Genomic DNA, 26,328 nt, shown 5'->3' with positions numbered 1-26,328 from the left:
TGCCACCACTTAACGGTCCCAAGCGAGGGTCTTTATGTCTTTATCTTCTTCCACCATCGACGCCGGGCCGGCCGGCCGATTTGCCGAAGCGGTCGCCGGGATTGATACCCGCGCCGGCGATGTGATAACCCGGGCGGCGGAACTCGGCGCCAGGCTGGCGGCCGACGCCTCGAGACGGGACAAGGAACGTATTCTGCCCCATGCGGAACTGGACTGGGTGCTGCGGGCGGGTATCGGCGCGGCGCGGGTGCCCGGGGCCTATGGCGGGCCCGAACTGTCTTATGCGGAACTGGCGCGCATCGTCATCCTGCTGGCGAAGGGCGATCCCAACGTGGCCCAGGTGCTGATCCCGCATTTCACCTCGGTGGAGCGTATTCGCCTGACGGGCACCGCCGCCCAGCAGGCGCGTTATTTCCACGGGTTGCTGCACGGCGATTTAATCAGCGGCGCGACCGGCGAACGCGGCGGGCAGTTCGTGGCGGAGATGACCACCCGGCTGGTGCAAACGCCGCAGGGGCTGCGTTTGCGCGGTAAAAAATTCTACAGCACCGGGGGCCTGATGGCGGATCGACTGCGGGTTACCGCTAAGGATGATCGCGGCGACACAGTTTCGGCGTTTGTGCCCCGCGCCCGGCCGGGCATTGTGCAGCACGACGATTGGGACGGCATGGGGCAACGGTTAACCGCCAGCGGCACCACCGAATTCCTGGATGTCGCGGTGGCGGACGAGGAGGTGATGTTCTACACCAGCGACGAGGGCAAAAAGCGCAACTACCAGCCGGCGGCCACGCAAATGCTGCATTCCACCATTGAGGTGGGCATCGCTCTGGCGGTTCTGGACGACGCCGTGGCCTGGGCGCATCGCGGCGCGCGGCCGCGCGCCGATTCCGGGGTACAGCGCTCCGTCGACGATTGGTTTGTCCAGCATACCATCGGCAATATCATCGCCCACGCGCATGGCGCCGAGGCGGCCCTGCTGCGCGCCGCCGCGCTGGTGGACACCGCGGCGTCCGCCTGGCACGGCGGCGAGACCGGGGATGAACTGGAGCAGAAGCTGATAGACGGCTCCATCGCCACGGCCGAGGCGAAAATCGTCTGCAACGGCGCCGCCCTCAGGGCGGCGGAGCTGATTTACGAGGTCGGCGGCTCTTCCGCGACGCTGCGTGAGAACAACTTTGACCGCCACTGGCGCAACGCACGCACCCATACTACCCACGACCCGATCAATCACCGCTATCGCGTGGTCGGCAATTATTACCTTAACCAGACGCCGCCCCCCATCACCATGTATGACTGATGGGGGCGGGTGGAAGCAGGGTAAACAAGCGGAGCGCTAACCTTGACACAACAGAAAAAACAGCTGCGCCTGGGCGCGTTTTTACAGGATGTCGGCCATCACATCGGCGCCTGGCGGCATCCCGACGCCCCGGTTAACGCCGGCATGAACCTGGAGCATTTCAAACTGCTGGCCCGCCGGGCCGAAGCGGCCAAGTTTGATATGATTTTCTTAGGCGATCAGATGACTTTCCAGTACGAGGAGGACGAATATATCGGCCGAACGACGCGCACGGTGAACTATGAACCGCTCACCCTGCTGTCCGCCCTGGCGATGGTAACCGAAAAAATCGGGCTGGTGGCCACCGCCTCCACCAGCTATAACGAGCCGTTCAATGTCGCGCGCAAGTTCGCTTCGCTCGATCATATCAGCGGGGGACGGGCGGGCTGGAACGTGGTGACCTCCTGGACGCTGGGCGAGGCGCTGAATTTTAATCGTGACGAGGTTATGGAGCACGGCCTGCGCTACCAGCGCGCCCAGGAGTTCGTGGACGTGGTGCAGGGATTATGGGACAGCTGGGAAGACGACGCGCTGCTCAATGATAAAGCGACGGGGCATTTTTTCGACCCGCGCAAACTGCATGTGCTGGATCACCAGGGGCGGTTTTTTAAGGTGCGGGGCCCGCTGAATATCTCGCGCCCGGTCCAGGGGCAGCCGGTGCTGGTGCAGGCGGGGTCGTCGCACGACGGGCAGGACCTGGCCGCGCGCCGGGCCGAGGTGATTTTTACCGCCCAGCGAACGCTTGAGGATGCGCGGACGTTTTACCGCAGCGTTAAACAGAAGATGGCGGCTTACGGGCGCCATCCCGATCAGTTGCAAATCATGCCGGGCGTATTCCCTATTATCGGCGAGTCCGAGTCTCATGCCCGGGAAAAATTCGAGCAATTGCAGTCATGGGTCGACCCGGAAATCGGCTGGCCGGTCCTGGCCCGCCACCTGGGCGGCGTCGATCTGTCGTCCTACCCCATCGACGGGCCGCTGCCGGAACTGCCGCCGACGCAGGGAAACCAGAGCCGGCAGGGGCTGCTGGCGGCGTTCGCCCGGCGTGAAAATCTGACCATCCGCCAGCTCTACTGGCATGTCACCGGCACGCGCGGCCATTGGGCGATTTTCGGCACGGCGGCGCAAATTGCCGACCAGTTGGAGGAACGGTTTACCGGCGGCGGGGCGGACGGCTTTAATATCATGGCGCCCTGGCTGCCCGGCGGCCTGCTGGAATTTATCGACCAGGTGGTGCCGGAACTGCGCCGGCGCGGCTTGTTTCGCCACGAGTATACCGGCGCTACCCTGCGCGACCATCTGGGGCTGGCGCGGCCGGCCAACCGTTATGCCGGCCGGGCGACGGGAGCGCCAGCATGAGCGGCGCGGCGCGGCATGAAATGAACCTCGGCGTGTTTGTCGAGATGACCGGCCGGCATCTGGCCAGCTGGCGCCACCAACAGGTTAATCCCCTGGGGCCGATGGATTTCGCCCACTACCGGCAGGTGGCGGAGATCGCCGAACGCGGTCTGTTCGACCTGTTCTTCCTCGCTGACGGCCTGGCCATCCGCGACCGTTCGGCCGAACGCCTTGGGCGGGGGCCAAAGGCGCATTTTGAACCCATAACGCTGCTGTCGGCCCTGAGCCAGACGTCACGGCATATCGGGCTTATCGCCACGGCGTCGACCACCTTTAACGAGCCTTTCCATATCGCCCGCAAATTCGCCTCGCTCGATTTCCTGAGCGGCGGCCGGGCGGGATGGAATATCGTCACCTCCTCAAGCGATGCGGAGGCGGAAAATTTCGGCGCCGGGTCCATCCCGCCCGCCGGGGAGCGCTACCGCCGCGCCGGGGAGTTTGTCGACGTGGTGCGCGGCCTGTGGGACAGCTGGGATGATGATGCCATCGTGGCCGAGCGGGACGCGGGCGTCTATTTCCGGCCGGAAGGACTGCATGCCCTGGACCACCGGGGCGAATTTTTCAGCGTGCGCGGTCCCCTGAACATCGCCCGGCCGCCGCAGGGCCACCCCCTGCTGGTGCAGGCCGGTTCATCGGTGGCCGGCATGGCGCTCGGCGCCAGTGTGGGCGAGGTTATCTATACCGCGCAGACCACCCTGGCGGACGCGCAATCGTTTTATGGCCAGTTAAAGAGCCAGGCGCGGGCGGCGGGGCGATCGGCGCGCGCGCTGCGTATTTTGCCGGGATTGTTTCCGGTGGTGGGCCGCACCCGGGGCGAGGCGCAGGAAAAATTCGATTATCTGCAATCGCTTATCCACCCCGAGGTTGGCCTGGCGCAGCTTGAGCACCATCTGGGCGGCATCGACCTGTCCGGTTATCCCCTGGACGGGCCGTTGCCCGACCTGCCGGCGGCCGGCGGGGAGGGCGCCAACAGCAGGATCGCGCTGCTCCGGCATATCGCCCGGCGCGATAACCTCACCATCCGTGATTTATATTTGCAGGTGGCCATCGCCCGGGGCCATCCGGTGCTTACCGGCACCGCGGCGGATATCGCCGATATGATGACCGCCTGGTTCCAGGAGGGCGGCGCGGACGGGTTTAATATCATGCCGGGCTGGCTGCCCGGAGGCCTGGCGGATTTTGTCGACCTGGTGGTGCCCGAGCTGCAGCGGCGCGGGGTATATCGCCGGCGCTATCAGGGCGCGAGCACCCGGGAGATTATGGGTCTGGCGCGCCCGGCCAGCCGCTATGCGGCGCGCGATCATTATTAAGGAACAGGTATGCCGACAGACCATGACCAGCAACACGCCTTGCGCCCAGGCGGGCGAGAAGACGATATGTCCGGGCTTATCGCGGCGGCGGAGCAATTCAGGCTGCGTTTCGCCGCCGGCGCGGCGCGGCGCGATAGCCAGCGGGCCTTGCCCCACGAGGAAATCCGCGCGCTGCGGCAAAGCGGGCTGCTGTCGATGCGGGTACCGCGGGAATACGGCGGCCTGGAAGCTGACTTGACGACTTTTTCCCGCGTGATATGCCTGCTGGCGGCGGGCGATCCCAATATCGCCCAGGCGATCGCGCCGCAATTCGCCAATCTGGAAAAACTGCGGTTATATGGCAGCGCCGCGCAGCAGCGGCACTACTTCGATCGGGTGCTGCGGGGGGCAATGATGGGCAACGCCGCCGCCGAACGTGACGGCGCCTTTATCGGCGACGTGGCCACCCGGCTGACGCGGGAAAATGGGGAGTGGCGCCTGCGCGGGCGCAAGTATTACAGCACCGGCAGTCTGTTCTCCAGCCTTATTCTGGTCACGGCGGTGCATGAGGAGGGGGGCCGGGCGGCGGTGTTCGTCCCGGTGGATCGCCCCGGCGTGACCGTCAGCGACGACTGGGACGGCATGGGACAGCGCACCACCGCCAGCGGCACCACGGTGTTTGACAATGTGCTTATCGCCGAGGGGGAGATCTTACGCATTCCCGCCTATGGCCAGCGCCGCACCCATGAAGGGGGATTCGCGCAGCTGATCCATGCCGCCATCGACGCCGGCATCGCCCGGGCGGCCCTGGAGGACGCCTGCGCTTACGGGCGTAACCAGGCGCGCGCGCTACGCGAAAGCGGCGTCAGCGGCGCCACCGCCGATCCGTATGTGCTGCATACCGTCGGTGAAATGGCCATTATCGCGCACGGTGCGGAAACCCTGCTTGAGCGCGGGGCGCAAGCGCTGGACCACGCCCTGGCGGCACAATGGGCCGGCAGCGAGGCGAGCGATCGCCTGCTGGGGGAGGCGTCGATTGCGGTGGCGGAGGCGAAATACGCCACTTCCGAGGCCGCCGTCAGGGTGAGCGAAATGATCTACCGTCTTGGCGGCGCCTCGGCGACCTCGACGGCGCTTAACCTTGACCGACACTGGCGCAACGCGCGTACCCATACCACCCACGATCCCGTGGCGTATAAGGCGCGGGCGGTGGGGGATTTTTATTTAAACGGCATACTGCCGCCGATCAATACAAAAATTTAAGGAGCGGGGTTATGGAACTCGGATTAGCGGGGAAAGTGGTGCTGGTCACCGGCGGCAGCAAAGGCATCGGCCTGGCCGTCGCCCGGGCTTTTTTGCGCGAGGGCGCGCGGGTGGGCATCGTATCGCGGGATACGCGCAATCTGGCGCAGGCGCGGCTGGCGCTGGCGGATGACGGGCCGGAGATTGCCGTGGCGCGTGCCGATCTTAGCCACAGCGATGAGGCGGAGGCCGCCGTCGAACAGCTGGCCCGGCAGTTGGGGCCGATTGATATCCTGGTGAACAGCGCGGGCGCCGCGCGCCGCAACCCGCCGGAATCCCTCGACAGCGCCGCCTGGCATGCCGCCATGGACGCCAAATATTATACCTATATCCACGCCCAGGACGCGGTACTCAAACGCTGGGTGGCGCAGGCCGCGGGCGCCGGCGCGCCGGCGCGCCAGGTAGGCGCCGTGGTCAATATTATCGGCACCGGCGCGCGGGTGCCGCATCCGTCGCATGTGGCGGGCGGGGCGGCCAATGCGGCGCTGCTGTTGTCCACCCTGGGACTCGGACAGTATTACGCGCGTTACGGCATCCGGCTTAATGCCGTCAATCCGGGCTATACCTTAACCGATCGCATTGATCAGACCGTCGATCATGAAGCCCGGCGCTTGGGGATAACGTCCGGAGAGGCGCTAAGCCGGCTCAGCGGCGGACTGCCGCTGCGCCGTTTCGGCCGTCCCGAGGAAGTTGCCGACGTGGTGTTGTTCCTGGCCAGCGAACGCGCCAGTTATGTGGTCGGGGCATTTATCTCGGTGGACGGCGGGCAGCACCCCGTTTTTTAGGTACACGCCGGCCAGCGGGGCAGGCGCCCGCCCCTGGCGCCATGCGCGTGCCGGGTATCAGGCCGCCGCCAGGATCAGGCTGCGCGTGTAGGGATGGACCGGGGCGTTCAGCAGGGTCATGGCGTCCCCCGCCTCGACCACGTTACCCTCCTTCATGACGATAATCCGGTGCGCCATGGCGGCCACCACCGCCACATCATGGGTAATGATCAGATAGCTCAGACCATGCGCGCGCTGCTGTCGCTGCAGCAGGGTAATGATTTGCCGCTGGATGGTAACGTCCAGAGCGCTGGTAGGCTCGTCCAGCACCAGAATATCGGGGTTGATAATCAGCGCCCGCGCAATGGCGATGCGCTGGCGCTGGCCGCCCGAAAATTCATGGGGATACCGGTGCAGCAGCCCCGGAAACTGGGTTTCGTTAAGACCCACCTCGCCGAGGATCGCGGTAATACGCCGCTCCCGCTCCCGCGCCGACAGTTCGGGATGATGGAAATGCAGGCCTTCGCCCACCACCTGGGCAATATTCAGGCGCGGGGACAGGGAAGAGAAGGGGTCTTGGAATACCGCCTGTATTTTGCGCCGTTGCGACCGGCGCGCCAGGGAAGAGTGCGCATTGGCCTGCTGCCACGACATGCCGTCGATAAGCAGCGAGCCTTCATGATCCATCAGTCCCAGCACCGCGGCGGCCAGCGTGCTTTTGCCTGAACCGGACTCGCCGATAACGCCCAGGGTTTGTCCGCGCCGCAACACGAAGTCGGCATTTTTGACCGCCTGGAATCGGTGGCGCCGGAACCAGTTGCCTATTCCCGGATGCGAAACCGGGTAGCTTATCTGCAGGTCTTTGCCCTCCAGGCGCGGGTGCTGCCCGGCGTCGTCTGCGGCGACGGCGCCGATGTCCCGTTGCGGACGGCTGTTGATCAACTGACGGGTGTAGGGATGTTTTGGCGCCTGGAACAGCTGTTCGGTCGGGGCGACTTCCACGATATTGCCGGCTTCCATGACAATGACCCGATCGGCGAAACGGCGCACCAGGTGCAGGTCGTGGGTAATAAGCAGGATGGATAAGCCGTTCTTGCGCTGCAAAGCGGACAACAGTTCAAGGATTTGCAGCCGCAGGGTCACATCCAGCGCGGTGGTCGGTTCGTCAGCCAGCAGCAGTTTGGGCTCGCCGGCCAGCGCCATGGCTATCATGGCGCGCTGGCGCTGCCCGCCGGAAAGCTGGTGCGGATAGGCATTGGCGCGCCGTTCCGGCTCGGCGATGCCGGTTTCCGCGAGCCGGGCCACGGCATGCTCCCAGGCGTCCTTACGGCCCATCCGCCGCTTTAGCCGGTAAACTTCGGCAATCTGTTCCCCGACCCGATGCAGGGGATTAAGCGCCGTCATCGGCTCCTGGAAAATCATCGAAATATCCTTGCCGCTGACGGCGCGTACGTCCGCCTCGGGCAGCTTGAGCAGATCGGTATTGCCATACAGCGCCTGTCCGGACACGCTGGCGCCGGGGATCAGGTGTAATAAACTCATGGCGCTCACGCTTTTACCCGATCCGGACTCGCCCACCAGGGCGACCTTTTCATGCGGCTTAATATGAAAAGAAATGCCGTGCACAATCTCTTCGCCATTAAAACCAATACGTAAATCCCGCACGTCAAGTAGCTTGAGCGGTATCGGTCCGTCGACGGCGGCGGTCGGTTTCTCTTCTGTTGCCATCGTAATCTACTTCCTATGCAGGCGTGGGTTATAAATATCGTTCAGGCCGTTGCCTATCAGCATAAAGCCCATAACGGTCACGAAAATAGCCAGGCCGGGCAGGGCGGTCATATACCAGGCGGTACGCAGCACCTCGCGCCCTGAGCCGACCATGCCCCCCCAGGTCACCACGCTGGGATCGCCAAGCCCGAGAAAGGATAACGACGCCTCGGATAAAATAACCTGCGCCACCAGTACCGACGAGGCCACCATCACCGGCGCGATGCTGTTGGGCAAGACATGGCGGGTGATGATGCGCAGGTGTCCAAGCCCGATGGTGGCGGCGGCGCGCACGAACTCCATTTCGCGCACGCGCAGCGCCTCGCCGCGCACCAGGCGCGCGATTTGCGGCCAGGAGGTCGCGCCCAGCGCCAGGGAAATGCTGAATGTCGAGGGACCCAGCACCATCACCAGGGCGATGGCAAAGAGTAAGCGCGGCATGGTCAGGAACACTTCGGTCAGGCGCATCAGGATATCGTCAACCCAGGATGCGCCGAAATAACCCGCGATCACGCCGATGACAATACCGAGCACCACGGAAAGCGCGGTGGCGAACAGGCCGATCATCAGCGAGGTGCGGGCGCCATACAGCAGGCCGGAAAGCATATCGCGGCCCATCATGTCGGTACCGAGGGGAAACCGGGCATCGGCGCCGGGCCAAATCGTCGGGCTGCCGACCATATTGCGCGGGTCGCCGGGGAAAAAATAGGACGCCGCCGCCGCGCCGCACAGGATCAGCAACAATAACAGCAGGCCAATCTGCGTGGAATATGAGCGGGCCAGCCGCGCGCGAAAACCGCGAGATATCATGGGCGGCGTCTCCCGATGCGCGGATCCAGCGCGACATAGATCAAATCCACCAGCAGATTCATCAGCACCACCAGAAAGGAGCTGAGCAAGAAAATGCCCAGCAGCAGGTTGAGGTCGCGGGAAAATACCGCGTCGTAGGCCAGCCGGCCGATACCCGGCCAGCCGAAGACGGTTTCCACCACCACCGAACCGCTGAGCAGTCCGCCGATTTCCAGGCCGGTAATGGTAATAATCGGCAGCGCGGCATTACGCAGGATATGGCCGAATAATACCCGCCATTCGCTTAATCCTTTGGCCCTGGCCGTGCGCACAAAGTCCTGTCCATAGACTTCCAGCATTGAGGAACGGGTGATGCGGACATACATCGACAGAAAGAACAGGCTCAGCGATAACGCCGGCAGGATCAAATGCCTTGCTACGTCCAGCAGGTAATAGACCTGACTGGCGTAGTCGGCGCCGACGGTGGCGATGCCGCTCACCGGAAACCAGCGCAAATTAATGGAAAATACGACGATCAGCAACAAGCCAATCCAGAATAAAGGCGTGGCAAAACCGATGGTGGAAAAAACCGAGATCAGCCCGTCCAAGAAGGAACCGCGGTAGCGCGCGGCAATAATGCCCAGCAACACGCCAACCAACAGGGCGAAAATAATCGCCGTCAACGACAGGGTAATGGTCGCGGACAACCGGCTGAGGATTAAATCGGCAACGGGCGTGTTTTCCCGAAAGGAATAGCCCAGGTCGAAATGCGCCAGCGACTCGAGATAATGAATAAACTGCTGCCAGATCGGAATATTCAGCCCATATAATTCACGCATTTCCGCCATATATTCCGGCGTGGCCCCGCCTGATTCTCCCGCCACGACATCAATAACATCCCCGGGCGCTAATTTCATTAACACAAAGGCCAACAGCACAATGGTAAACGTGGTGGGCAAAATCTGGAACAGCCGCCAGCCTATATAGCCAATTCTCCCCTGCATCGCTTATCCTCCCGTTAAAAATAAGGATATGGGGTGTTTACCGTCATTAAACCAAGCTAATTTCATAAGGTTTACTCTATTCTCCACGTCGCGCCTGTCAGCGGCCGCTGCCGAGGCCTACGAGGCGGATGAGATATGCAAGGGGCTGAATTGCGATTGCCTTTCCAGTGCGCGGGTAAAGGTCTCCAGGGATTCCAGCAATCTGCCTTCAAGCGCGGCGCTTAACAACGGATCGCCATCGTAGCGGGTGATTTGGCTGTCTTCTGAGAAAACGCCGTGCAGGATCTCCTGGGCTTTCAGCGCGTTAAGCACCGGCTTGAGGGCATAATCCAGCGCCAGCATATGCCCTGCCGAGCCGCCGGTGGCCAGCGGCAACACCACTTTATGCTCGAACGCGCGCTCCGGCAGCAGATCCAGCAGGGTTTTCAGCGCGCCGCTGAACGAGGCTTTATAAATAGGCGTGCTGATAATCACGCCATCGGCTCCGGCAAGCTGCCTGACAAAGTCATTGAGCGCGGGGCTGTCGAAATGCGCGTACAGCAAATCTTCCGCGTTAAAATTAAACACATTCCAGGGGGTAACCTTAATACCCCGTCCCTCCAGCCAGCGCTGGGCGATAGTCAACAGCGCCGCCGAACGCGAGGGCGAACGCGGACTACCGGCCAGGGTAATAACATTCATTACAGCTCCTTGAAACAATCATCATATTCTGCCAATACAAAATATCTCAAAATAAATACAGCGCCATTACATATGCGCAACCACCTTATTACGCATGTAATAAAAATAAAAATATCTTTTTTGGCTTTCTATAGCTGAATAAATGATGACCGCCGGCGTTAAGTCTTGCCAGCAAATCGCGCTACATGTTATGTTATAAAGTAACAATAACTGGCGTTTATAGCGCGCGTTTATCAGCAAGGAGAGAAAATTGAATCGTTTAACCCTACCATTAGCGGTGGCCATGATGGTGTCGAGCCCCGCCGTGTTGGCCAAAACGGTCGATACGGTAGCCAGTTTTTCCGTACTGGCCGATATCGTAAAACAGGTTGGCGGGGATCATGTCACCGTGACCAGCCTGGTGGGCCCGGATGGCGATCCCCACAGTTTTGAGCCGGCGCCGAAAGACAGCCAGGCGTTAAATAAAGCCGACGTCGTGTTTGTCAGCGGCCTGGGGATGGAAGGATGGATGGATCGCCTGATCACGGCGTCAGGCTATAAGGGCAAGATCATTACCGCGTCCACGGGCGTAAACACGCGCAACATGGAAGAGGAAGGCAAAACCGTCACCGACCCTCATGCATGGAACAGCGCCAAAAACGGCGCAGTTTATGCCCGCAATGTTATGCAGGCGTTGATTGCCGCGGATCCTGAGGATGCGGATTATTTTCGCCGGCAAGGGAGCGCTTATATACAAAAACTGGAAAAGCTGGACAGCTGGGCAAAAAGCACCTTCGCCGCCATCCCGGCGGACAAACGTAAAGTGATTACCAGCCACGATGCTTTTGGTTATTTCGGCGCCGAGTATGGCGTGGAGTTCCTCGCCCCGGTCGGTTTCTCCACTGAAGCCGAAGCCAGCGCCAGCGACGTCGCCGGCTTGATCAGGCAGATTAAGGAAAAGCATATCAAAACCTACTTTATTGAAAATCAAACCGACCCGCGCCTGGTGAAGCAGGTGGCGGCCGCCAGCGGCGCGCAGCCGGGTGGCGAACTGTATCCGGAATCGTTATCGAAAGCCGGCGGGCCCGCGACGACCTACGAGGCGGCCTTTAAACACAATGTCGAGACGATAGCCGCCAGCATGCAATAACCCTAACGCCGCCGCGTGGCGGTGGTGGGCGTCACAACCACGGTTTTGCCCGCTGCAGTATCTTCAACTATATTGAGGCTATCCCGACGTATTCCATTGCGAACCTATCGGTATAGCCTTCCGCGCGGCACTATGTCCCCTGGCCAGGGTTCCAGGTCAGGGAGATGGATTTCCCCATTTTGGGTAAGCGCGCTAATTAAATGGAGATATCCATCATGTCAGCACACCAGCACGATCTCAAGGGGAAGACCGTCGTCATCGCCGGCGCATCCAGCGGTTTTGGCCGGGGAACGGCGCTTAAACTCGCGCAACTGGGCGCGAACGTCGTGCTTGCTGCAAGGCGGGAGGCGGCGCTGGAAGATCTGGCCGCACACATCAGGTCCACCGGCGGCGCGGCGCTGGCGGTGCGGACCGATGTCAGTGACGCCGCCGACGTCGAGCATCTGGCCCAGACGGCGCTGGAAGGGTTTGGCGGCATCGATATCTGGATCAATAACGTCGGTATCGGCGCCCTGGGGCTATTCTGGGATATTCCGCCGGCGGATCATGCGCGCATTATCGACGTTAACCTGAAAGGGCTCCTGTTTGGCGCCCACGCGGCAATCCGGCAATTTCGCATGCAGGGGTTCGGCACCCTGATAAACACCGGGTCGATCGACAGCGAAGTGCCCCTGGCCTATCAGGCATCCTATGCCGCCTCCAAGGCCGCGGTGCTGAGCCTCAGCCGCACGCTCAACGAAGAGCTGCGTCTGGATGGCAGCGCCGCCAATATCAAGGTGGCGACCATAATGCCCTGGGCGGTGGATACGCCCTGGTGGTTGCATGCCGCCAATTACAGCGGCCATGCGCCGCGCATGGCGGCGATGGACGATCCCGCGCTGGTGGTGGATGCCATCGTCGGGGCCTGCGTCAATCCACAGGAAGAAACGCCCGTCGGCTGGAAGGCCGGTTCCTCCAATATTTCCCATCATCTGTTCCCGGATTTGACCGAGCGGCTGTCAGCGGACATCGCCGACCGCGAAGTTCATAAAGCCCCGCCGGTGGCCGCTACGCAAGGGGCTATCTATGAGCCTATGGCGGAGACCCTGCGCATTGAGGGTGGCATTCGCGCGAGAATGAAACGGGAAGACGAGGAGGGCAGGCAATCATGTTTATAAAGACCCGCGCCAGACCCGGCGCCCGCGCTTAAGCCGCCGCTTGGCTTTTCAACCACGCTTCAGACGAAAAAAAAACCAACCACAAGTGGTTGGTTTTCTTCAGGATGATTGGTCGGCATGAGAGGATTCGAACCTCCGACCCCCGACACCCCATGACCCCATTCAAAAATGCGCGCAGGCCGCGCCCCGCCTGGCTTCCATGCCATTTGACTGTATAAACAAACAGTACTTACTTTGCAAAATTGACCTCATATACATCAATAAGTTAGGGTACGTTTTTCCCTACCCTTTTATCCTGATTTCGGCATGCGGTACTTCCACCCAATCCACATGATTCTGGGTGTAAACCTTTGTCGATTTGGCATCGCTATGCGCCATGCGCGCCTGGGGATCCAGACCCTGCATCTTGAACAAATGAGCCGCTAAAGCTCGGATCTCATGGAATGTAGGTCGCTCAAGCAACGGATATGTAGAAGCCACTCCGATCTTATCTCGTAAGCTGGAAAAGGAACGGCTGAGGTAGTCCGGTGCGATTTGTGTTGGGTGATAAACTTCTTTGCTTATTGGATTGCTGTTTTTCTTGGGTAAACGATGGACTACATACGGGCTGGCGATGTTATCACGGCTATCGTCTATGATCGTTTTCAATGCTTCACCAATGGGTATCGCTACATGTGAGGCTTCTTTGTCTTTAACCTTTTGCCGGTGTATGTAGAGCATACCGAATATTCCATTAAGTGGAATGTCATACCAAACGCACCCGCATACACCTTCTTTTGGCTCACGTATGCTGTATTTTATGCGTGAAACTTCCAGACGCGCCTGGGTAGTTTGCAATGCCAGATCCATTGCTGTTCTTAACCATGGAGCCGCAGCGTCATGCATCCGCCGGAAATCATCTAAAGACAACCGGCGCCTTTTTTTGCTATCAACACGCCGCATTTTTTTTCGTGTCGCCGGATTATCCATCATCAAAGATTCATCCATTGCGTAACTAAAAAGTTTGCTTAAAAAGCTTATTTTTCTATTTTGAACATTGGCTGAAGCGTCAGAATGATATTGCTGTATAAAACCGTTAACATGCTCTAATTCAATATCACTTGCGGGTATTTCACAAAAATATTCTTTTACTCTAACAAGATCATTTTGCCAGTCCGCCAAAGTACTGGCTGCGGGTTTCTCGTCTATAACTGCACGCTCAAAAAGAGCTTGAGCATGGTGGGCAAATGCTTCTGATTCCCCATGCGCGCCGCCTGACTCCTTAATTAAAGAAGTTATAGAGATAGGGGTACTAGTACGCATGATAGCGTTATATTCACGAGCTATAGCTATCGCGACCGCGCGGTCCGAACCTAGGTCTTTCTTTTTGCCGGTTATTAACGTAAATCTATAAGCGCCTTTATCCTTATCAAAGTAAAGATAGTCAGGGAGATGCCTATATTCTCGCCGGCGCGGTCTCGCTGCCATAATCATTCCTTAATTAATAATTTCACTTGATGGGATACATGGGAATCAACACCCCATCGTTCAGAAGAAAAAATCCATACTGAGCTATCAACGATTTTTCCGCGTAATAAACCATCTTCTACCCAGCGCTTGATCGTACGAGTATCAGGAATAGAGCCTTTCTCAAATTCACGCTCGCCCCAGATTCTCGCTTTCATTAATTTGTTATTTGTCATGGCTTTTCCTCCACTTTATCCGGATGGACAGATATAGATTTTTGCGTGATGCGGTTTGGATCTCCGAGGATGAATGCCCGCCTGGTAAACCCTTCCTGATCTGTCCTGCTCGATCGATCTCGCAGATGGCGCCGGACGCATTTTTCGCGCGTGCATTCCCGGCATGACCGGCCACTAACATAACGCACGCGGCCGTGGCCTGGCTTGGTGCATTCTGTACCGAGATACAGCTTATCGCCGGCGGCAAGCGCCGCGGCGTAGTCTGCTTTCAGGTTGGCGTAATCAATTTCCACGTTATTCCTCCACCTCGATACCGGCGGCGCGCAAAACCTTTATGCAGTCCTCACGCATCATATTCATGCCCTGGAACATTGCCCGGGTAGCTTTATCACCGCCCATCTTGACGTTGAATGCCGCTGGCAACTTGATCCTTGCAGGTATCAGCTGCGGGGAGGCACGGCAGGTTGCGATAGCTGCTTTAGCGCGGTCCCATGCGTCGTGCTTGCGATCTGATATGGATAAAACTTCCTCCATGACAGTTAGAAAATAATCAGGCACGTTGCCGACTGTGGGCGGGGTGTTATGGATAATGACGACATCTTGCGGGTTAACTCTTTCTCCCTTTACTATAAAACCGACGCCATATAATTTGGCGTCACGTTCAGCCGTCAGCGCCGTCAGGGCGAACTGTGCGAGTATTCCGGCTATGCCGCTGCCAGCCATTCTATTTAGTTCTCCGCTTTCCTTCATCGCCAGCACCTGGGCCAAAATTTCTGCGTTAAACATTGGCCACCGCCTGGCTGTTGAGTTGATAAGCAATAGCCATCTGTTCAGCGTCGTTCATGGCATCATGAAGGGCGTTATGTTTGATCATTGAAAAACAAGGCTGGTGGTCTTTCAGGTAACCCCGCATTCCGCGGGTCATCGCATCGATATAAGTCCGAACGTCACGCTTACCGTTGTAACGCCACGGGCATTCCATCCCGCACATCCGGTAAGCGTGCTCAAGAATCGATCCATCAAAGTCGGTACCACGAAAAAAGATGCGTGCCTCTCGGTGTTGTGCAATCCAGCTACTGAGGTTCAGCAGTTGTGAGCCCAGGCTATGGCGTTCGCCGAGCAACGCCTCGTGGGCATCCTCCCCTTGTTTTCTCCACCATTCCTGCGTCCCCAGGCTAACGGTCCGGCACATCATCAGTTGATCAAACACGTCAACTAAACCGTAGAACGCCCGGGCGGAATATTCCGCCAGTTCAGGATCCTGGACAATCTGAAAAATAGCAGATTGTGTATCGCTAATGTCGGTAACATCAAAGGCAAAACCGCCGATCGACAAAATTACCGCTGAGGGTGTTAGATCCAAATCCTCGGTATCAATGACAATGGTATTAATCATGTTATTACTCCACATTATCCGCCTGCACGCGGTCGGGCTTCGGATGAGCGAAGCCCTTGCCAGGAGGCAACAATTAAGATTGTTTTTATTAAATGCCCCGGATGGGGCATCACTACATTAAGCGGAAAATTCACCGATAAAGGTTTCGACGCTGGTGCCGTCAAACTGAGCCACAAGCAGATCGCGGAACTCGCTGGCGATTTGCTCCATTACGGCTTCCAGCTGGACAATCCGCAAGACCAGCACCGGCGCATCGCCGCCGGTCAAGACGCTGTAGCGCAGACGGATTCGGCGCTCGGCCAGGCCCTCGAAAGGGATGCACTTAAATTCAAATGCCGCCGGCATGGTGACTTTGCTCTTTGCCTCAACGCTCTGCATCAGAGAACGCTTACCGCTAAAATCATTTTCCTCATGATCCTGGCTGGTCATGGATTCGATCGTAATCTGCCGAACGCCGGCGACCGCTTTTTTAATGTCCAGCACTTCACCGTCAGCGGTGAAAGCCAGTAAATATTCGTTCCAGTCTTCCAGCCATTCTGCCAGCTCTTTCTGGCCCTCCTTACGGCCGTCGATTTCCAGCAGTGAGGAAAAAGGCGCGGTCTTTTCCAGTTTCAGGCGCGCGGTATTATCTGCATGTCCCGGTTCCGTCAGGGTGCCAAGATTGAAAATAGTGACAGCAGCCATAGCGTCGGCATTTATGAAGCAACGCACGCCGGCGCCTTCATACTCTTTGCAATAACGAACAAAGTCAGGAACGCTGGCGGTAGCCATTTTGCCACGAAAGCGGAAGCGGCCATTTTGGAGATATTCGAGGCTTTGAAGCTTTACACCATCCGGAACAGCGACAACCGGGCAATCAGCTTTGGTCAAATCTCCTACCAGTTCGCCGGTCAGGGACATATCCCGGATCTGGGTGATGGCGCTTGCGTCTATAGATTGCGACATGTGTTGAGTCCTTCGATAAATGAATTTATGAATTATTGGTTATTGAGCTTGCCGTCAGGCTGGCCGGTGATAGTGAAAAGCTGTCCCTGGTCTTCCTGCAGGATGGTGAGTTTCCCGCGCTTGCCGACGTACATCGGGGTTTCGGTAGTGTCTTCCTCGGAAGTTTTCCCGCGCGGGGTGGGGGTGGTAAAACTGAGCCGGTGTTTAATCCGGACCCGTTTTTCTTCGATTGAATTATTCAGCCGTTCAATATCAAAGGTCAGGACCACTTTGGCCTTGCCGCCGTTATTGAGCGCGCCGAGCGCGGCGTCATTCAGAGCTGCAGCAAATTTGTTTTCAAAAATTCCGGCGTCTAATTCAGAAAAAAAGTCTGGAACATTGGTAATATTATTTGGTTCAGACATGGGCTAACCCCTCGTTGATAGCGGCGCTGCACACGCCGCGGTGATACTCCACATACATAGGGCAGGGCAGAGTCCCTTGCCTATGCAGGCGAGAAAAAAGGGCGGAAATGCCAGCTAGAACATTATCTTCACCCCTTTTGAGTTGAAGAGCTGACACCACCGCCAAAGGACTACACACAGCAATACAACATCACCTCCAACAGTGATCGGTTTGTGGTGGCCGGAGCTGATCCCGGCCAGCAGGCTTCCATGGGCACAAGCCCGCACATTCACCACAATCAAAAAGAGCGAACTTCCCACTTTATGGCGCCATCATTGGGATTGATGTATCTAGGCCGGAAGTTTAGCCTTGCGCCAGTCGGATACGGTTTTGCACGCCCGCGCTCTTTGATTGTGGTGGTCCGTTAACGGGGACCGGTCGGGCCTGTATACATTCCGCGGGTATCCAGGCCATCCGCCGCGGTACAACGTGCCCCGAAGGGCGTTCTCTCTCGGTGTATAAGTGGGCGGCCGGTGTCGAACCGGCTACCGGGAGGGATATCCCGATAATCCCCTGATCACCACAACGGTAAGAGCACTGCAGGTTAATCATGAACGCCCCCGAACATGCCAACCTGCGTTAATGCTCTTGCCTGTTATGGGATCTGGTCAGCTACATCAATTCCCAAGGCACATTGCAGACAACAGCAAAGGCCAGAATCCCGATTAAGGTTGCCCACCACTTCCATCCGAGCTTTGCGAGATTTTCCATAACCTGTCCTGCACTTGGTTCCGAATGATTAAAATCTAAAATAATTTAGTTTAAACGTCAAGCATAAAACTAAACATATTTAGTTTATTAATTATTTGTCCGCTGACGGCGGACGAAGGGAGTGATTAACGACGTCTGAAACGACGGTGTTCGACCATAACACCTATGATCGAGATGGATTCTGTTTGAGAACTTTTAGTGGGAAAATCTGGATTCAGAGGGACCAATTCAAAGATTTCATCGCCTTTGGCGTCTATGCCACGCGACCGATATTTCTTGAAGGTTGCCTCGTGAGAACCATTTTTTGCGACAACATAATCACCGGGTATAGGACCTATCTCGGGATCGACAATGATGATGTCACCCTCGGTAAACTCTGGTTCCATTGACCGGCCCTTCAGACGCAACGCAAACGAGCTCGGAGATAATTTCTGGTCAGTAAGTATATAATCAACGTTCCCTTCGAGGCTGCGGGCATCGCTCTCCGCACTCCAAGCCCCAGCCTGCACGAAACTTATGATGGGTATGCTGGTGGTACCTAAAGATGCGGGCATAACGTTTGATTCCTCATTTTTGCCATAGAGGAGATACTCTTCGCTAACCCCGAAATACCTTGCTAAATTTGTCAGCGATTTCCCGCCTGGCTCATTCAGATCCCTTTCCCAATATCCTATTGTGACGTCGCTAACGCCCAAGGCTTTACCCACCTGTGATTGGGTAAGTTTACGATCCTTCCTAAGCGTCTTTACACGCTGTCCTAGAGTAACCACGGATTAGCCCTCAAAATAAAACCTAAATAATCTTAGTTTTTATTGACCAAAATTAAATTAGCTAATAATATCTAAATACTTTTAGGATGGAGGCGTTATGACTACTACCGATTTGGAAAAGTATTTCGGTGACCCGCTAAAAATTGCTGCATTTTTCGGCGTTTCCCCTGAAGCATTTTACCAATGGAGAAAACGACCGGGCCAATTGATACCCAAAGGCAGGGCCACCGAAGCTGCATATCGCACCAAAGGGGCACTTATCTATAACCCCTCGTTGTATGCAAAGAATACAGATTTAAAAGGCCAGAACTAACTACCAAAGGAAAATCAACATGGTAGATATCAAAGAAACCGTCAAAGCAATGTGTAAAGCCTATCCAGGCGGCCGGTCTGCCATGGCTGGTGCCCTGGGCATGACCACCACCCAATTCAACAACAACCTTTACGAGAAAAACGGTTGCCGCTTCTTCGAGCACCACGAACTGGAGGCCATGGAGGATATTTCTGGCACTTCACTCCTGGCTGAGTATTTCTCCCGGCGCCGCGGCGGAATGCATGTTGACGTCCCCAAGTTTGAAGAGCTGGACCAGGTGGAGCTTTTTCAGAAAAGCATCAGGACAGCCGCCGAACGTGGGCAGGTCGATTTAATTATCCAAAAGGCATTGGCGGACGGGGTAATCGATGAAGGGGAAGCGGCGGATATTGAAATACACCATGCCAAACATCTGGCAGCGCGCGAGGAGGAAATCAGGGCAATCCTGGCGCTGTTTGGCCGCAAGAAAGGATCGCGCAAATGACCAGGTCAGAAAAGTTGACGCCCCGAGTGTGCAGCCCAGGGCGTCGGCGCGGAGAAAACATATTGTGGAGTAATCAACGCATGAACAGTGTACCGGCAAACGCTGGTGGCAGGCAATTCCGCTGCCGACCTTTCGTTAATTCCGACCGGAGTCAGCCCTTTGCGTATGACTTCATCTTAAATCAGCCGGGCCAGCCCGCCAACTACCAGCCGGTGACGGAACGGGTAGATCTGGAAACCGCCTGGCGCGCATTCAACGAGCAGGGGGAGGTCGTGTTATGGCTGACCATCGCGTCAATGTGGATCGCGTTTACAGGGATAGATATGGGATTCGGGTGCACGTCGTTGGATGGGACCCCGACAAAAACCGCGTCATCTTCATGCGAGATGGATATGCCCATGAATGCGCGCTGCCGGTTAAAGAATTCAAGAATAAATTCACGAGGTTGGTATGAGCGTTAAGTTATCCAGCTGGGTCTGGGATGGCTGCGCGAATGCCGGTATCCGGGGCGCCAAACTGATGATCATGGCGCGCCTGGCGGATTTCTCCAGCGATGAGGGCATTTGCTGGCCCGGTGTTGAGACTATTGCCCGTCAGATTGGGGCAGGGCGAAGCACCGTTATCACCGCCATAGGAGAACTCGAAAAAGCCGGCTGGCTGAGCAAACAGGAACGCCGCCGCAAAGGCAATCGCAACGAGACAAACGTTTATCGGTTGAACGTTGCAAAGCTACGCAGTGCTGCCGCCGCGGCTGATTCTCACCGTCCAGATTCTGAACCTTCAGATTCTGAACGTTCAAAATCTGAAGGTTCAAATCCTGAACGTTCAGATTTAGGCGAAAAGCCGGGTTTTGACGGTCCAGAATCTGGACCCGATCCGTCATTAAGATCAACACCTGATCCATCAGATATAAAACCTCCTTGTCAGCCGCCGGTGGCGCCCGACCCTGAAATCGAAATAACCGATCATGCTAAACAAGTTCTGGCCCACTTGAACCGAACAACCGGCTCGAAGTACCAGATCAGCAAATCATCCCTGGACAACATCCGCGCCCGGCTGCGGGAAGATTTCACCATGGCCGACTTGATGCTGGTGGTTGACTACAGCGTCGAGAAGTGGGGTGAAGATCTGAAAATGACGGATTATCTGCGCCCGTCCACACTATTCCAGCCGACCAAGTTTCCCGGTTATCTCCAGTCGGCGACCAAATGGCAAACAGCCGGCCGACCGCCGCGCGCCGAGTGGGGCAAAAAAGCATCTGCAGGTGACAACGCCGAGCGGGAAGCCGCCTACAAGCGGTATTTCAGGCTCACCCTGGACAATAAATCCAAAAGCGACATTGAAACCGCCGCACGAAAAGAGGCCGACGGCGCAAGCGTCAAATCCATGCGCGCCGACTTCGCAAAGATCACCTGGAACAAAATATGGGCTGAGTGCAGCCAGCGCCTGAATGGGGGTAAAGCAGCATGAAACTGACGATTTCCGTAGACGAATTCGAACGTGCCGATATTAACGCCGGCATCCGCCGCCTGATCCTGGCCGGCTGCATGAAAGAACATGAATCGCAATTTAATCGCGTCTTGCATGCTGCCGCCGGCCCAACGTGGCGCACCCTGCGCGATCTGGAACTGCTGGTGCTGCAGATGTACGGCGTGGCCGACACACAAGCGGCAATCAGCGCGCGACTGCGCGAGGTTAAGCCGGAAATTCATGGCCTGAAGAAAGAGCGCCTGGCTATCAAAGATCCGCAAACGCTTAAAACCGTTCATTTCTACCGGCTGGTGGCCGCAACTCTGGGGGCAGCATCATGACAACACGTCTGGAAAAGGAAATCGCCCGGGCCAAACAGCTCGAAGCGTCTCATTTGTGGCGCCGTGCGGCGCGCCAATGGTTAACAGTCCTTGATATAACACCTCATACACAAGAGAAGCAACGTGATGCATTGGCCGCGCGCCGGGCACATTGCATCACCTATGGCAATCTGTTTTGCGGCGATTATTCTGGAATTCAAGAAGCAAAGCTAATCGATATGGCGGAAGGAACTGTGGTATGACGAATATCACCAAGGCCGTCTACGCCCAAGCACTGGACGCTATAAAGTCTGCGCCCGTCCATAAGCTCAAGGAAATAGGCGACCAGTGGCGCACGCCGGATGCTTTGTTTTGGGGAATAAACGCCATGTTCGGCCCGCTGGTTCTGGATCTGTTTGCCGATGAGAGCAACGCAAAATGCGAAGCCTATTACACTGCCGAGGATAATGCGCTGGCGCAGGATTGGTCAGCCCGGCTGGCGGAGCTCAACGGGGCCGCGTTCGCCAACCCGCCGTACTCCCGCGCCAGCCAGCACGACGGCCAGTACATTACCGGCATGCGGTACATCCTGGCTTACGCCGCGGAAATGCGGGAACGGGGCGGGCGGTTCGTCTTCCTCATTAAAGCTGCCACGTCCGAAGTTTGGTGGCCGGAGCAGGCCGACCATATTTCATTCATCCGTGGTCGTGTCGGTTTTGACGTTCCTGTCTGGTTCAAACCATCAGACGAACAACAGGTGCCCACCGGTGCGTTTTTTGCCGGAGCCATCGCGGTATTCGATAAAACGTGGACCGGCCCGGCTATGGGGTACGTCAATCGTGACGATTTGATCGCCCGCGGCGAAACGGCGCTGGCACAAATGCATTGGATGGCATCACGCCTAAACCCACCCCAAAATATTCCACAAATGATTCCAGTATCGGAAACGGATAACCGAGTATGGCCTGCAGAGGTGCATTTCCTCTTCGACCAGGTGCCGGTTGCTGAGACACTTCCCCCAGAATTGCAGAACAAAATCCGCCATCACATTAACCGCATGAAGCTGGATGGCCTCCCGTCAGCCTCCATTATTCAGCAAATCGCTTCACTCAGCGCAGCCATGGGAGCAACAGTATGAAGGAAATAATCGTAGATAATTTTGCCGGTGGCGGCGGCGCGTCAACGGGTATTGAAATGGCGATCGGCCGGAGCGTCGATATTGCCATTAATCACGACCAGAACGCGATCGACATGCACAGCACGAACCATCCGGACACGCTGCATTATTGCGAATCAGTTTTCGATGTCGATCCGGTTGTGGCCTGTAGCGGCAGGCCGGTAGCGCTGGCTTGGTTCTCGCCTGACTGCCGTCATTTCAGTAAGGCCAAAGGTAGCACGCCCGTAAAAAAAGAAATAAGGGGCCTTGCCTGGATTGCTCTGCGCTGGGGGCTCAAATCACGTCCACGGGTAATGATTCTGGAAAACGTCAAAGAGTTTAAAACCTGGGGGCCGCTGCTGACCGCTGATGACGGTACACAGCACCCGGACCCGGCTCGGGCGGGAGAAACATTCGCGGCGTTCGTAGCGATGCTGACGACCGGCGTAGCCGCCAATCATCCGGCATTGGACGAATGTTGCGAAATCCTCGGAATTGCTGCGGACAGTGAAGACCGCCTTCGGCTGGTGGCCGGGCTGGGCTATACCGTTGAGTTCCGTGAGCTCCGCGCCAGCGATCTTGGTACTCCAACGATCAGGGAGCGATTTTTCATGGTAATGCGTTGCGATGACGCGGCTATAGCCTGGCCGGTACCGACTCATGGCAATCCAAAATCACTGGAGGTCCAGAGCGGGAAACTCAAACCATGGCGCACCGCGGCGGAAATCATAGACTGGTCCCTACCATGCCCGAGCATATTCGAGCGCAAGCGGCCGCTGGCAGAGAACACGCTTAAACGGATCGCGCGCGGCATCCAGCGCTTCGTTATTGATAACCCGACGCCGTTTATCGTTAAGTGCAACCACTCCACCAAAGACGGTTCTTATGATTGTTTCCGGGGCCAGTCCATTGATGAGCCGCTGAAGACCATAACAAAAACCCATGGCTATGCGCTTGTCAGCCCGGTAATAGCAGGCGCTGGAGGCCCAAAATATCAGGCAAAACCCCGGTCGATAGAACAGCCTTTGCATACGCTATGCAATACCAACCATTCCTGCGTAGTGGCACCGGTTATCGCCCGTATAGGTCAGACAGGTTTCGGTGGCGACCGCATGGCCTACAGCCCGGAAGGCCCGCTCACCACTGTGACCAGTAAAGCCGAACATCTTCTGGTGGCCCCGATCATTGCCCGGCAATTCGGCAACAGCGTCGGCCATGTCGCCGATGAGCCCAGCGGTACTATCACGGCGGGCGGTGGAGGTAAAAGCCAGGTTGTATCGGCATTTCTTGCCAAACACTACGGCGGAAATTATACCGGGGCCGGCGCGGATCTGGCTGAGCCGGCGCATACAGTCACAACGGTTGATCACCATGCCCTGGTATCCGCGCAACTGGTGGGATGTGGCGGCCGGGCCGGACAAAGCCGCCCGCGAGACATCAGCGAACCAGTGCAAACCGTAACAGCAAAAGCCGATTCTGCCCTGGTCACGTCCCATCTGATTAAATTGCGCGGAACCTGCAAAGACGGCCAGCCTGTCACCGAGCCTTTGCCGACCATCACCGCCGGCGGACTGCACATAGGCGAGGTTCGCGCCTTTCTGCTGAAGTATTACGGCACAGATAAAGACGGCTGCGCCATGACCGATCCTCTGCATACCGTGACGTCTAATGATCGATTTGGCTTGGTGACGGTCGCCGGCGTTGATTATCAGATCGTGGATATCGGCATGCGCATGCTGCAACCCCACGAGCTATACGCCGCCCAGGGCTTCCCATCATGGTACATCATCGATCAAGACTACAAGGGCACCAAATACGCCAAAGATAAGCAGGTCGCGCGCTGCGGCAACGCGGTACCGCCGCCATTCGCTGAAGCGCTGGTGCGCGCTAACCTGCCGGAGTTGTGCCGGGCCAAAGCCGAGGAGGCTGCATGATATTGGTCTTGCCATTTCCGCCCAGCGTGAACAGCTACTGGCGCGCCCCGAATAAGGGGCCGCTGGCTGGCCGGCATTTAATCAGTGCTGACGGGCGCCGGTATCGAAACGATGTTTTTGCGTCAGTTCTAGAGCAGTTACGCCGGATCCCAAAGGCGTTGCGCCATGATGTGAGTATCGATCTGGTGCTATACCCTCCCAACCGCGCACGCCGGGATCTGGATAATTGCTTTAAAGCGCTGTTCGATGCGCTGACGCATGCCGGCATATGGGTAGACGACAGCCAGGTTAAACAGCTTTCGGCGCGATGGGGAGAGGTCACCACCGGCGGCAAGGCCGAGATAACGATCAGGGAGATAACAGCATGAGGGCTTTATTAACTCCCTGCCTGCAGCGCGAGCTGGGTTTGGTTTTATTCAGGCCCGGTAATGAGCTATTGCCGATGTTCACCGCAGGCCGAGTGTTGATCAGCAATGAACCAGACTTTATGAAAACCCTCCCCACCGGTGGGATGGCTGATACCAGTCAGACGCTTGCAGACGATTCCACGCTGGTGGCGTTTTTTACTGACGCCCGGGTCATAGCCGCGGCGGGTGGCGTTGCTTCGCTTGATGAATGGCTTACATTGCGCGCGGATACATGTCAGTGGCCAAATGACGAATATCACGATCCGAACATGACAATACGCCGCTACGGACCTGGCGCGGTTCGGCTGTGCTGGCACCATGACCATGCATTCAGGGATATGGCGCTGGATAAACTGGAGGAGATAGCCGCGCGCAACCTGTCCGAGTGGATTCTGGATAAAGCCCGTATTGCGTTTATGTTTCCTGAGCATCATCAAATCACTTTGCCTGAGCTTTGCTGGTGGGCCTCCCTATACAGCGTTATTTCAGCAATGCCAGAAATGCCGGCGCGGAGGGTGTTGAAATGGCCGGAGCCGGAATCCCATAAATCCGTTATGAGGGAATCCGATATAGAGCCGTTACGGCGGGCCACCGACGTTCTGGAGGAAACCGCAAAACAGGTGCTGGCCTTGAAAATAGATCCGGAAACGCCGGAATCATTCATGTTGCGGCCGAAGCGCCGTCGCTGGGTGAATGAGCAATATACCCGGTGGGTAAAGTCGCAGCCGTGCGAGGGATGCGGCAACCCGTCAGATGATCCCCATCACATCATCGGCTACGGCCAGGGTGGGATGGGAACGAAAGCGCATGACCTATTCGTGATACCGCTGTGCAGGCGCTGCCACGACGAGCTGCATAGGGATATGCGGACATTTGAACAAGAGCACGACACCCAGCCAGTAATGCTGATGCGTGTTTTGGACAGAGCCCTGGCGATAGGCGTGATTGCCACCGGCAAAAAATAAGAAAGTGGAGAGTGGGCAATGCTGAATTTTGATTACATCCGGGAACGTGTTTCAACGGCGCTTGCTGACATACGCACTGCTACAAAAGGACAACTAGCTGCATTTGAGGATTCTCCGATGACCCATTCCACGCGGTATAAGCGCAAGCGGCCGCGGGTAATAGAGCTAGGCGACAGGAGGGTGTGTGCAGACACTGATCCTATTTACTGCCCGGAAACGCGTAACAGAAAGCAACCATTCCCGCCGATTGACCCCATTACCTATTCCTATAGCTCCTGGCGCCGGGCTATAGGCGAGCTTGAACCATATCAGGAAGCATGGATCCGGTATTGCTATGGGTATGACTTGGACTATGGGCATCAGGTTACGATCTGCCAATTTATCTGGGACGAGTTTCAAAAACAGCTGGTGGGCAAAAAGGTAACCGAAAAAATGCGCGGCCGCTTGGCGTCATTGGTATGGCTAGCGGCTCAGGAAAGCGCCGGGCATTGGGATATGTTTCGCAATCCGTATACCAGCAAACGGCTATCTGAGCTGGTGGGGGTAAAGCCAGACAACTGGTCCAAAAACTACAGGCAGCACTGGAACTCGCTCATTGTGTTATGCGACGAGCTTGATATATCGGCACTAGGAGCGATTTTATCTAAAAGAAGTGATGCACGTTACAGAAACTTAGCATCATAATACTTGCAAAAATCAACTTTATCGGCGATAT

At 57.0% G+C, this 26,328-nt stretch carries 30 protein-coding genes and 1 tRNA gene; 18 read left to right on the top strand and 13 right to left on the bottom strand.

What is annotated here, in order from left to right; genetic code table 11:
- Window positions 1-34 precede the first annotated feature (34 nt).
- From ACL2XQ_RS17775 to ACL2XQ_RS17755, 5 genes are read left to right on the top strand one after another with little or no spacing between them, the layout of a single operon-like run.
- Entirely contained in the window at window positions 35-1,297 is a 1,263-nt protein-coding gene (locus tag ACL2XQ_RS17775) for an acyl-CoA dehydrogenase family protein (RefSeq protein WP_410014273.1), read from the top strand.
- Between the two features lie 42 nt (window positions 1,298-1,339).
- Window positions 1,340-2,695: an LLM class flavin-dependent oxidoreductase gene (locus ACL2XQ_RS17770; protein WP_410014274.1), complete on the top strand. Its 1,356-nt coding sequence runs from the start codon at window positions 1,340-1,342 to the stop codon at window positions 2,693-2,695.
- Window positions 2,692-4,044: an LLM class flavin-dependent oxidoreductase gene (locus ACL2XQ_RS17765; protein WP_413739509.1), complete on the top strand. Its 1,353-nt coding sequence runs from the start codon at window positions 2,692-2,694 to the stop codon at window positions 4,042-4,044. Before ACL2XQ_RS17770 ends, ACL2XQ_RS17765 begins: the two co-directional genes overlap by 4 nt.
- A gap of 9 nt (window positions 4,045-4,053) precedes the next feature.
- Window positions 4,054-5,286: an acyl-CoA dehydrogenase family protein gene (locus tag ACL2XQ_RS17760; protein ID WP_410014276.1), complete on the top strand. Its 1,233-nt coding sequence runs from the start codon at window positions 4,054-4,056 to the stop codon at window positions 5,284-5,286.
- Between the two features lie 11 nt (window positions 5,287-5,297).
- Window positions 5,298-6,110: an SDR family oxidoreductase gene (locus ACL2XQ_RS17755; protein WP_413727973.1), complete on the top strand. Its 813-nt coding sequence runs from the start codon at window positions 5,298-5,300 to the stop codon at window positions 6,108-6,110.
- Window positions 6,111-6,167: 57 nt separating this feature from the next.
- On the opposite strand, the gene ACL2XQ_RS17750 is transcribed toward ACL2XQ_RS17755, so the two are convergent.
- The 4 genes from ACL2XQ_RS17750 to ssuE all read right to left on the bottom strand — a co-directional run bounded on the left by ACL2XQ_RS17750 (window position 6,168) and on the right by ssuE (window position 10,330).
- Window positions 6,168-7,817, bottom strand: a complete 1,650-nt coding sequence (locus ACL2XQ_RS17750) for an ABC transporter ATP-binding protein (protein ID WP_410014278.1) — start codon at window positions 7,815-7,817, stop codon at window positions 6,168-6,170.
- Window positions 7,818-7,823: 6 nt separating this feature from the next.
- A complete protein-coding gene (locus ACL2XQ_RS17745; protein ID WP_410014279.1) occupies window positions 7,824-8,666 on the bottom strand; it encodes an ABC transporter permease in 843 nt (280 codons plus the stop codon).
- Window positions 8,663-9,649 (bottom strand): ABC transporter permease, encoded by a 987-nt coding sequence (locus ACL2XQ_RS17740; protein ID WP_413739507.1) that lies wholly within the window; start codon window positions 9,647-9,649, stop codon window positions 8,663-8,665. The genes ACL2XQ_RS17745 and ACL2XQ_RS17740 overlap by 4 nt, the downstream gene beginning before the upstream one ends.
- Before the next feature lie 117 nt (window positions 9,650-9,766).
- Complete coding sequence (gene ssuE, locus ACL2XQ_RS17735; protein WP_413723295.1) at window positions 9,767-10,330, bottom strand: NADPH-dependent FMN reductase; 564 nt, start codon at window positions 10,328-10,330, stop codon at window positions 9,767-9,769.
- A gap of 283 nt (window positions 10,331-10,613) precedes the next feature.
- Here ssuE and ACL2XQ_RS17730 point away from each other — a divergent pair, with 283 nt between their 5' ends.
- The gene (locus tag ACL2XQ_RS17730; protein WP_410016769.1) at window positions 10,614-11,459 is read left to right on the top strand and encodes a metal ABC transporter substrate-binding protein; all 846 of its coding nucleotides are present in this window, start codon (window positions 10,614-10,616) and stop codon (window positions 11,457-11,459) included.
- 215 nt (window positions 11,460-11,674) lie between these two features.
- The gene (locus ACL2XQ_RS17725; protein ID WP_413739506.1) at window positions 11,675-12,616 is read left to right on the top strand and encodes an SDR family NAD(P)-dependent oxidoreductase; all 942 of its coding nucleotides are present in this window, start codon (window positions 11,675-11,677) and stop codon (window positions 12,614-12,616) included.
- Between the two features lie 109 nt (window positions 12,617-12,725).
- Here ACL2XQ_RS17725 and ACL2XQ_RS17720 read toward each other — a convergent pair.
- The 9 genes from ACL2XQ_RS17720 to ACL2XQ_RS17680 form a co-directional block, all read right to left on the bottom strand.
- Window positions 12,726-12,821, bottom strand: a tRNA-OTHER gene (locus ACL2XQ_RS17720).
- Window positions 12,822-12,898: 77 nt separating this feature from the next.
- Window positions 12,899-14,083 carry a phage integrase Arm DNA-binding domain-containing protein gene (locus tag ACL2XQ_RS17715; RefSeq protein ID WP_413739505.1) on the bottom strand — a complete coding sequence of 395 codons (1,185 nt, stop codon included), beginning with the start codon at window positions 14,081-14,083 and terminating at the stop codon, window positions 12,899-12,901.
- Window positions 14,084-14,085: 2 nt separating this feature from the next.
- Complete coding sequence (locus ACL2XQ_RS17710; RefSeq protein WP_413732295.1) at window positions 14,086-14,298, bottom strand: hypothetical protein; 213 nt, start codon at window positions 14,296-14,298, stop codon at window positions 14,086-14,088.
- Complete coding sequence (locus ACL2XQ_RS17705) at window positions 14,295-14,591, bottom strand: hypothetical protein (protein WP_413732296.1); 297 nt, start codon at window positions 14,589-14,591, stop codon at window positions 14,295-14,297. Before ACL2XQ_RS17705 ends, ACL2XQ_RS17710 begins: the two co-directional genes overlap by 4 nt.
- Window position 14,592: 1 nt before the next feature.
- Complete coding sequence (locus tag ACL2XQ_RS17700) at window positions 14,593-15,084, bottom strand: hypothetical protein (RefSeq protein WP_413732297.1); 492 nt, start codon at window positions 15,082-15,084, stop codon at window positions 14,593-14,595.
- A complete protein-coding gene (locus ACL2XQ_RS17695; RefSeq protein WP_413732298.1) occupies window positions 15,077-15,694 on the bottom strand; it encodes a 3'-5' exonuclease in 618 nt (205 codons plus the stop codon). The genes ACL2XQ_RS17700 and ACL2XQ_RS17695 overlap by 8 nt, the downstream gene beginning before the upstream one ends.
- Before the next feature lie 117 nt (window positions 15,695-15,811).
- The gene (locus ACL2XQ_RS17690; protein WP_413732299.1) at window positions 15,812-16,639 is read right to left on the bottom strand and encodes a YfdQ family protein; all 828 of its coding nucleotides are present in this window, start codon (window positions 16,637-16,639) and stop codon (window positions 15,812-15,814) included.
- A 32-nt stretch (window positions 16,640-16,671) separates the two neighbouring features.
- The gene (locus tag ACL2XQ_RS17685) at window positions 16,672-17,043 is read right to left on the bottom strand and encodes a hypothetical protein (protein WP_413722661.1); all 372 of its coding nucleotides are present in this window, start codon (window positions 17,041-17,043) and stop codon (window positions 16,672-16,674) included.
- An 876-nt stretch (window positions 17,044-17,919) separates the two neighbouring features.
- A complete protein-coding gene (locus ACL2XQ_RS17680; RefSeq protein WP_413732301.1) occupies window positions 17,920-18,564 on the bottom strand; it encodes a LexA family protein in 645 nt (214 codons plus the stop codon).
- Window positions 18,565-18,661: 97 nt separating this feature from the next.
- On the opposite strand from ACL2XQ_RS17680, the gene ACL2XQ_RS17675 reads away from it, so the two are divergent.
- The 11 genes from ACL2XQ_RS17675 to ACL2XQ_RS17625 all read left to right on the top strand — a co-directional run bounded on the left by ACL2XQ_RS17675 (window position 18,662) and on the right by ACL2XQ_RS17625 (window position 26,297).
- Window positions 18,662-18,877, top strand: coding sequence for a Cro/CI family transcriptional regulator (locus ACL2XQ_RS17675; RefSeq protein ID WP_413732302.1), 216 nt, complete (start codon window positions 18,662-18,664; stop codon window positions 18,875-18,877).
- A 19-nt stretch (window positions 18,878-18,896) separates the two neighbouring features.
- Window positions 18,897-19,361 (top strand): YmfL family putative regulatory protein, encoded by a 465-nt coding sequence (locus tag ACL2XQ_RS17670; protein WP_413732303.1) that lies wholly within the window; start codon window positions 18,897-18,899, stop codon window positions 19,359-19,361.
- Window positions 19,362-19,638: 277 nt separating this feature from the next.
- Window positions 19,639-19,815: a DUF4222 domain-containing protein gene (locus ACL2XQ_RS17665; RefSeq protein WP_413722665.1), complete on the top strand. Its 177-nt coding sequence runs from the start codon at window positions 19,639-19,641 to the stop codon at window positions 19,813-19,815.
- On the top strand, window positions 19,812-20,831 hold the full coding sequence (locus tag ACL2XQ_RS17660) for a conserved phage C-terminal domain-containing protein (RefSeq protein WP_413732305.1): 1,020 nt from the start codon (window positions 19,812-19,814) through the stop codon (window positions 20,829-20,831). The genes ACL2XQ_RS17665 and ACL2XQ_RS17660 overlap by 4 nt, the downstream gene beginning before the upstream one ends.
- On the top strand, window positions 20,828-21,172 hold the full coding sequence (locus tag ACL2XQ_RS17655; RefSeq protein ID WP_413732306.1) for a hypothetical protein: 345 nt from the start codon (window positions 20,828-20,830) through the stop codon (window positions 21,170-21,172). Before ACL2XQ_RS17660 ends, ACL2XQ_RS17655 begins: the two co-directional genes overlap by 4 nt.
- Entirely contained in the window at window positions 21,169-21,414 is a 246-nt protein-coding gene (locus tag ACL2XQ_RS17650) for a PerC family transcriptional regulator (RefSeq protein ID WP_413732308.1), read from the top strand. Before ACL2XQ_RS17655 ends, ACL2XQ_RS17650 begins: the two co-directional genes overlap by 4 nt.
- The gene (locus ACL2XQ_RS17645; protein ID WP_413732309.1) at window positions 21,411-22,289 is read left to right on the top strand and encodes a phage N-6-adenine-methyltransferase; all 879 of its coding nucleotides are present in this window, start codon (window positions 21,411-21,413) and stop codon (window positions 22,287-22,289) included. The genes ACL2XQ_RS17650 and ACL2XQ_RS17645 overlap by 4 nt, the downstream gene beginning before the upstream one ends.
- Entirely contained in the window at window positions 22,286-24,241 is a 1,956-nt protein-coding gene (locus tag ACL2XQ_RS17640) for a DNA cytosine methyltransferase (protein WP_413732310.1), read from the top strand. The genes ACL2XQ_RS17645 and ACL2XQ_RS17640 overlap by 4 nt, the downstream gene beginning before the upstream one ends.
- A complete protein-coding gene (locus tag ACL2XQ_RS17635) occupies window positions 24,238-24,609 on the top strand; it encodes a RusA family crossover junction endodeoxyribonuclease (protein WP_413732312.1) in 372 nt (123 codons plus the stop codon). The genes ACL2XQ_RS17640 and ACL2XQ_RS17635 overlap by 4 nt, the downstream gene beginning before the upstream one ends.
- Window positions 24,606-25,613 carry a DUF968 domain-containing protein gene (locus tag ACL2XQ_RS17630; protein WP_413732314.1) on the top strand — a complete coding sequence of 336 codons (1,008 nt, stop codon included), beginning with the start codon at window positions 24,606-24,608 and terminating at the stop codon, window positions 25,611-25,613. The genes ACL2XQ_RS17635 and ACL2XQ_RS17630 overlap by 4 nt, the downstream gene beginning before the upstream one ends.
- Before the next feature lie 18 nt (window positions 25,614-25,631).
- Window positions 25,632-26,297 (top strand): bacteriophage antitermination protein Q, encoded by a 666-nt coding sequence (locus tag ACL2XQ_RS17625; RefSeq protein ID WP_413732316.1) that lies wholly within the window; start codon window positions 25,632-25,634, stop codon window positions 26,295-26,297.
- The last annotated feature ends 31 nt before the right edge of the window (window positions 26,298-26,328 follow it).

The sequence above is a fragment of the Sodalis sp. RH14 genome, from assembly GCF_047324285.1.
Taxonomy (GTDB): Bacteria; Pseudomonadota; Gammaproteobacteria; order Enterobacterales; family Enterobacteriaceae; genus Acerihabitans.
This window is presented reverse-complemented; position numbering and strand designations above follow the sequence as displayed.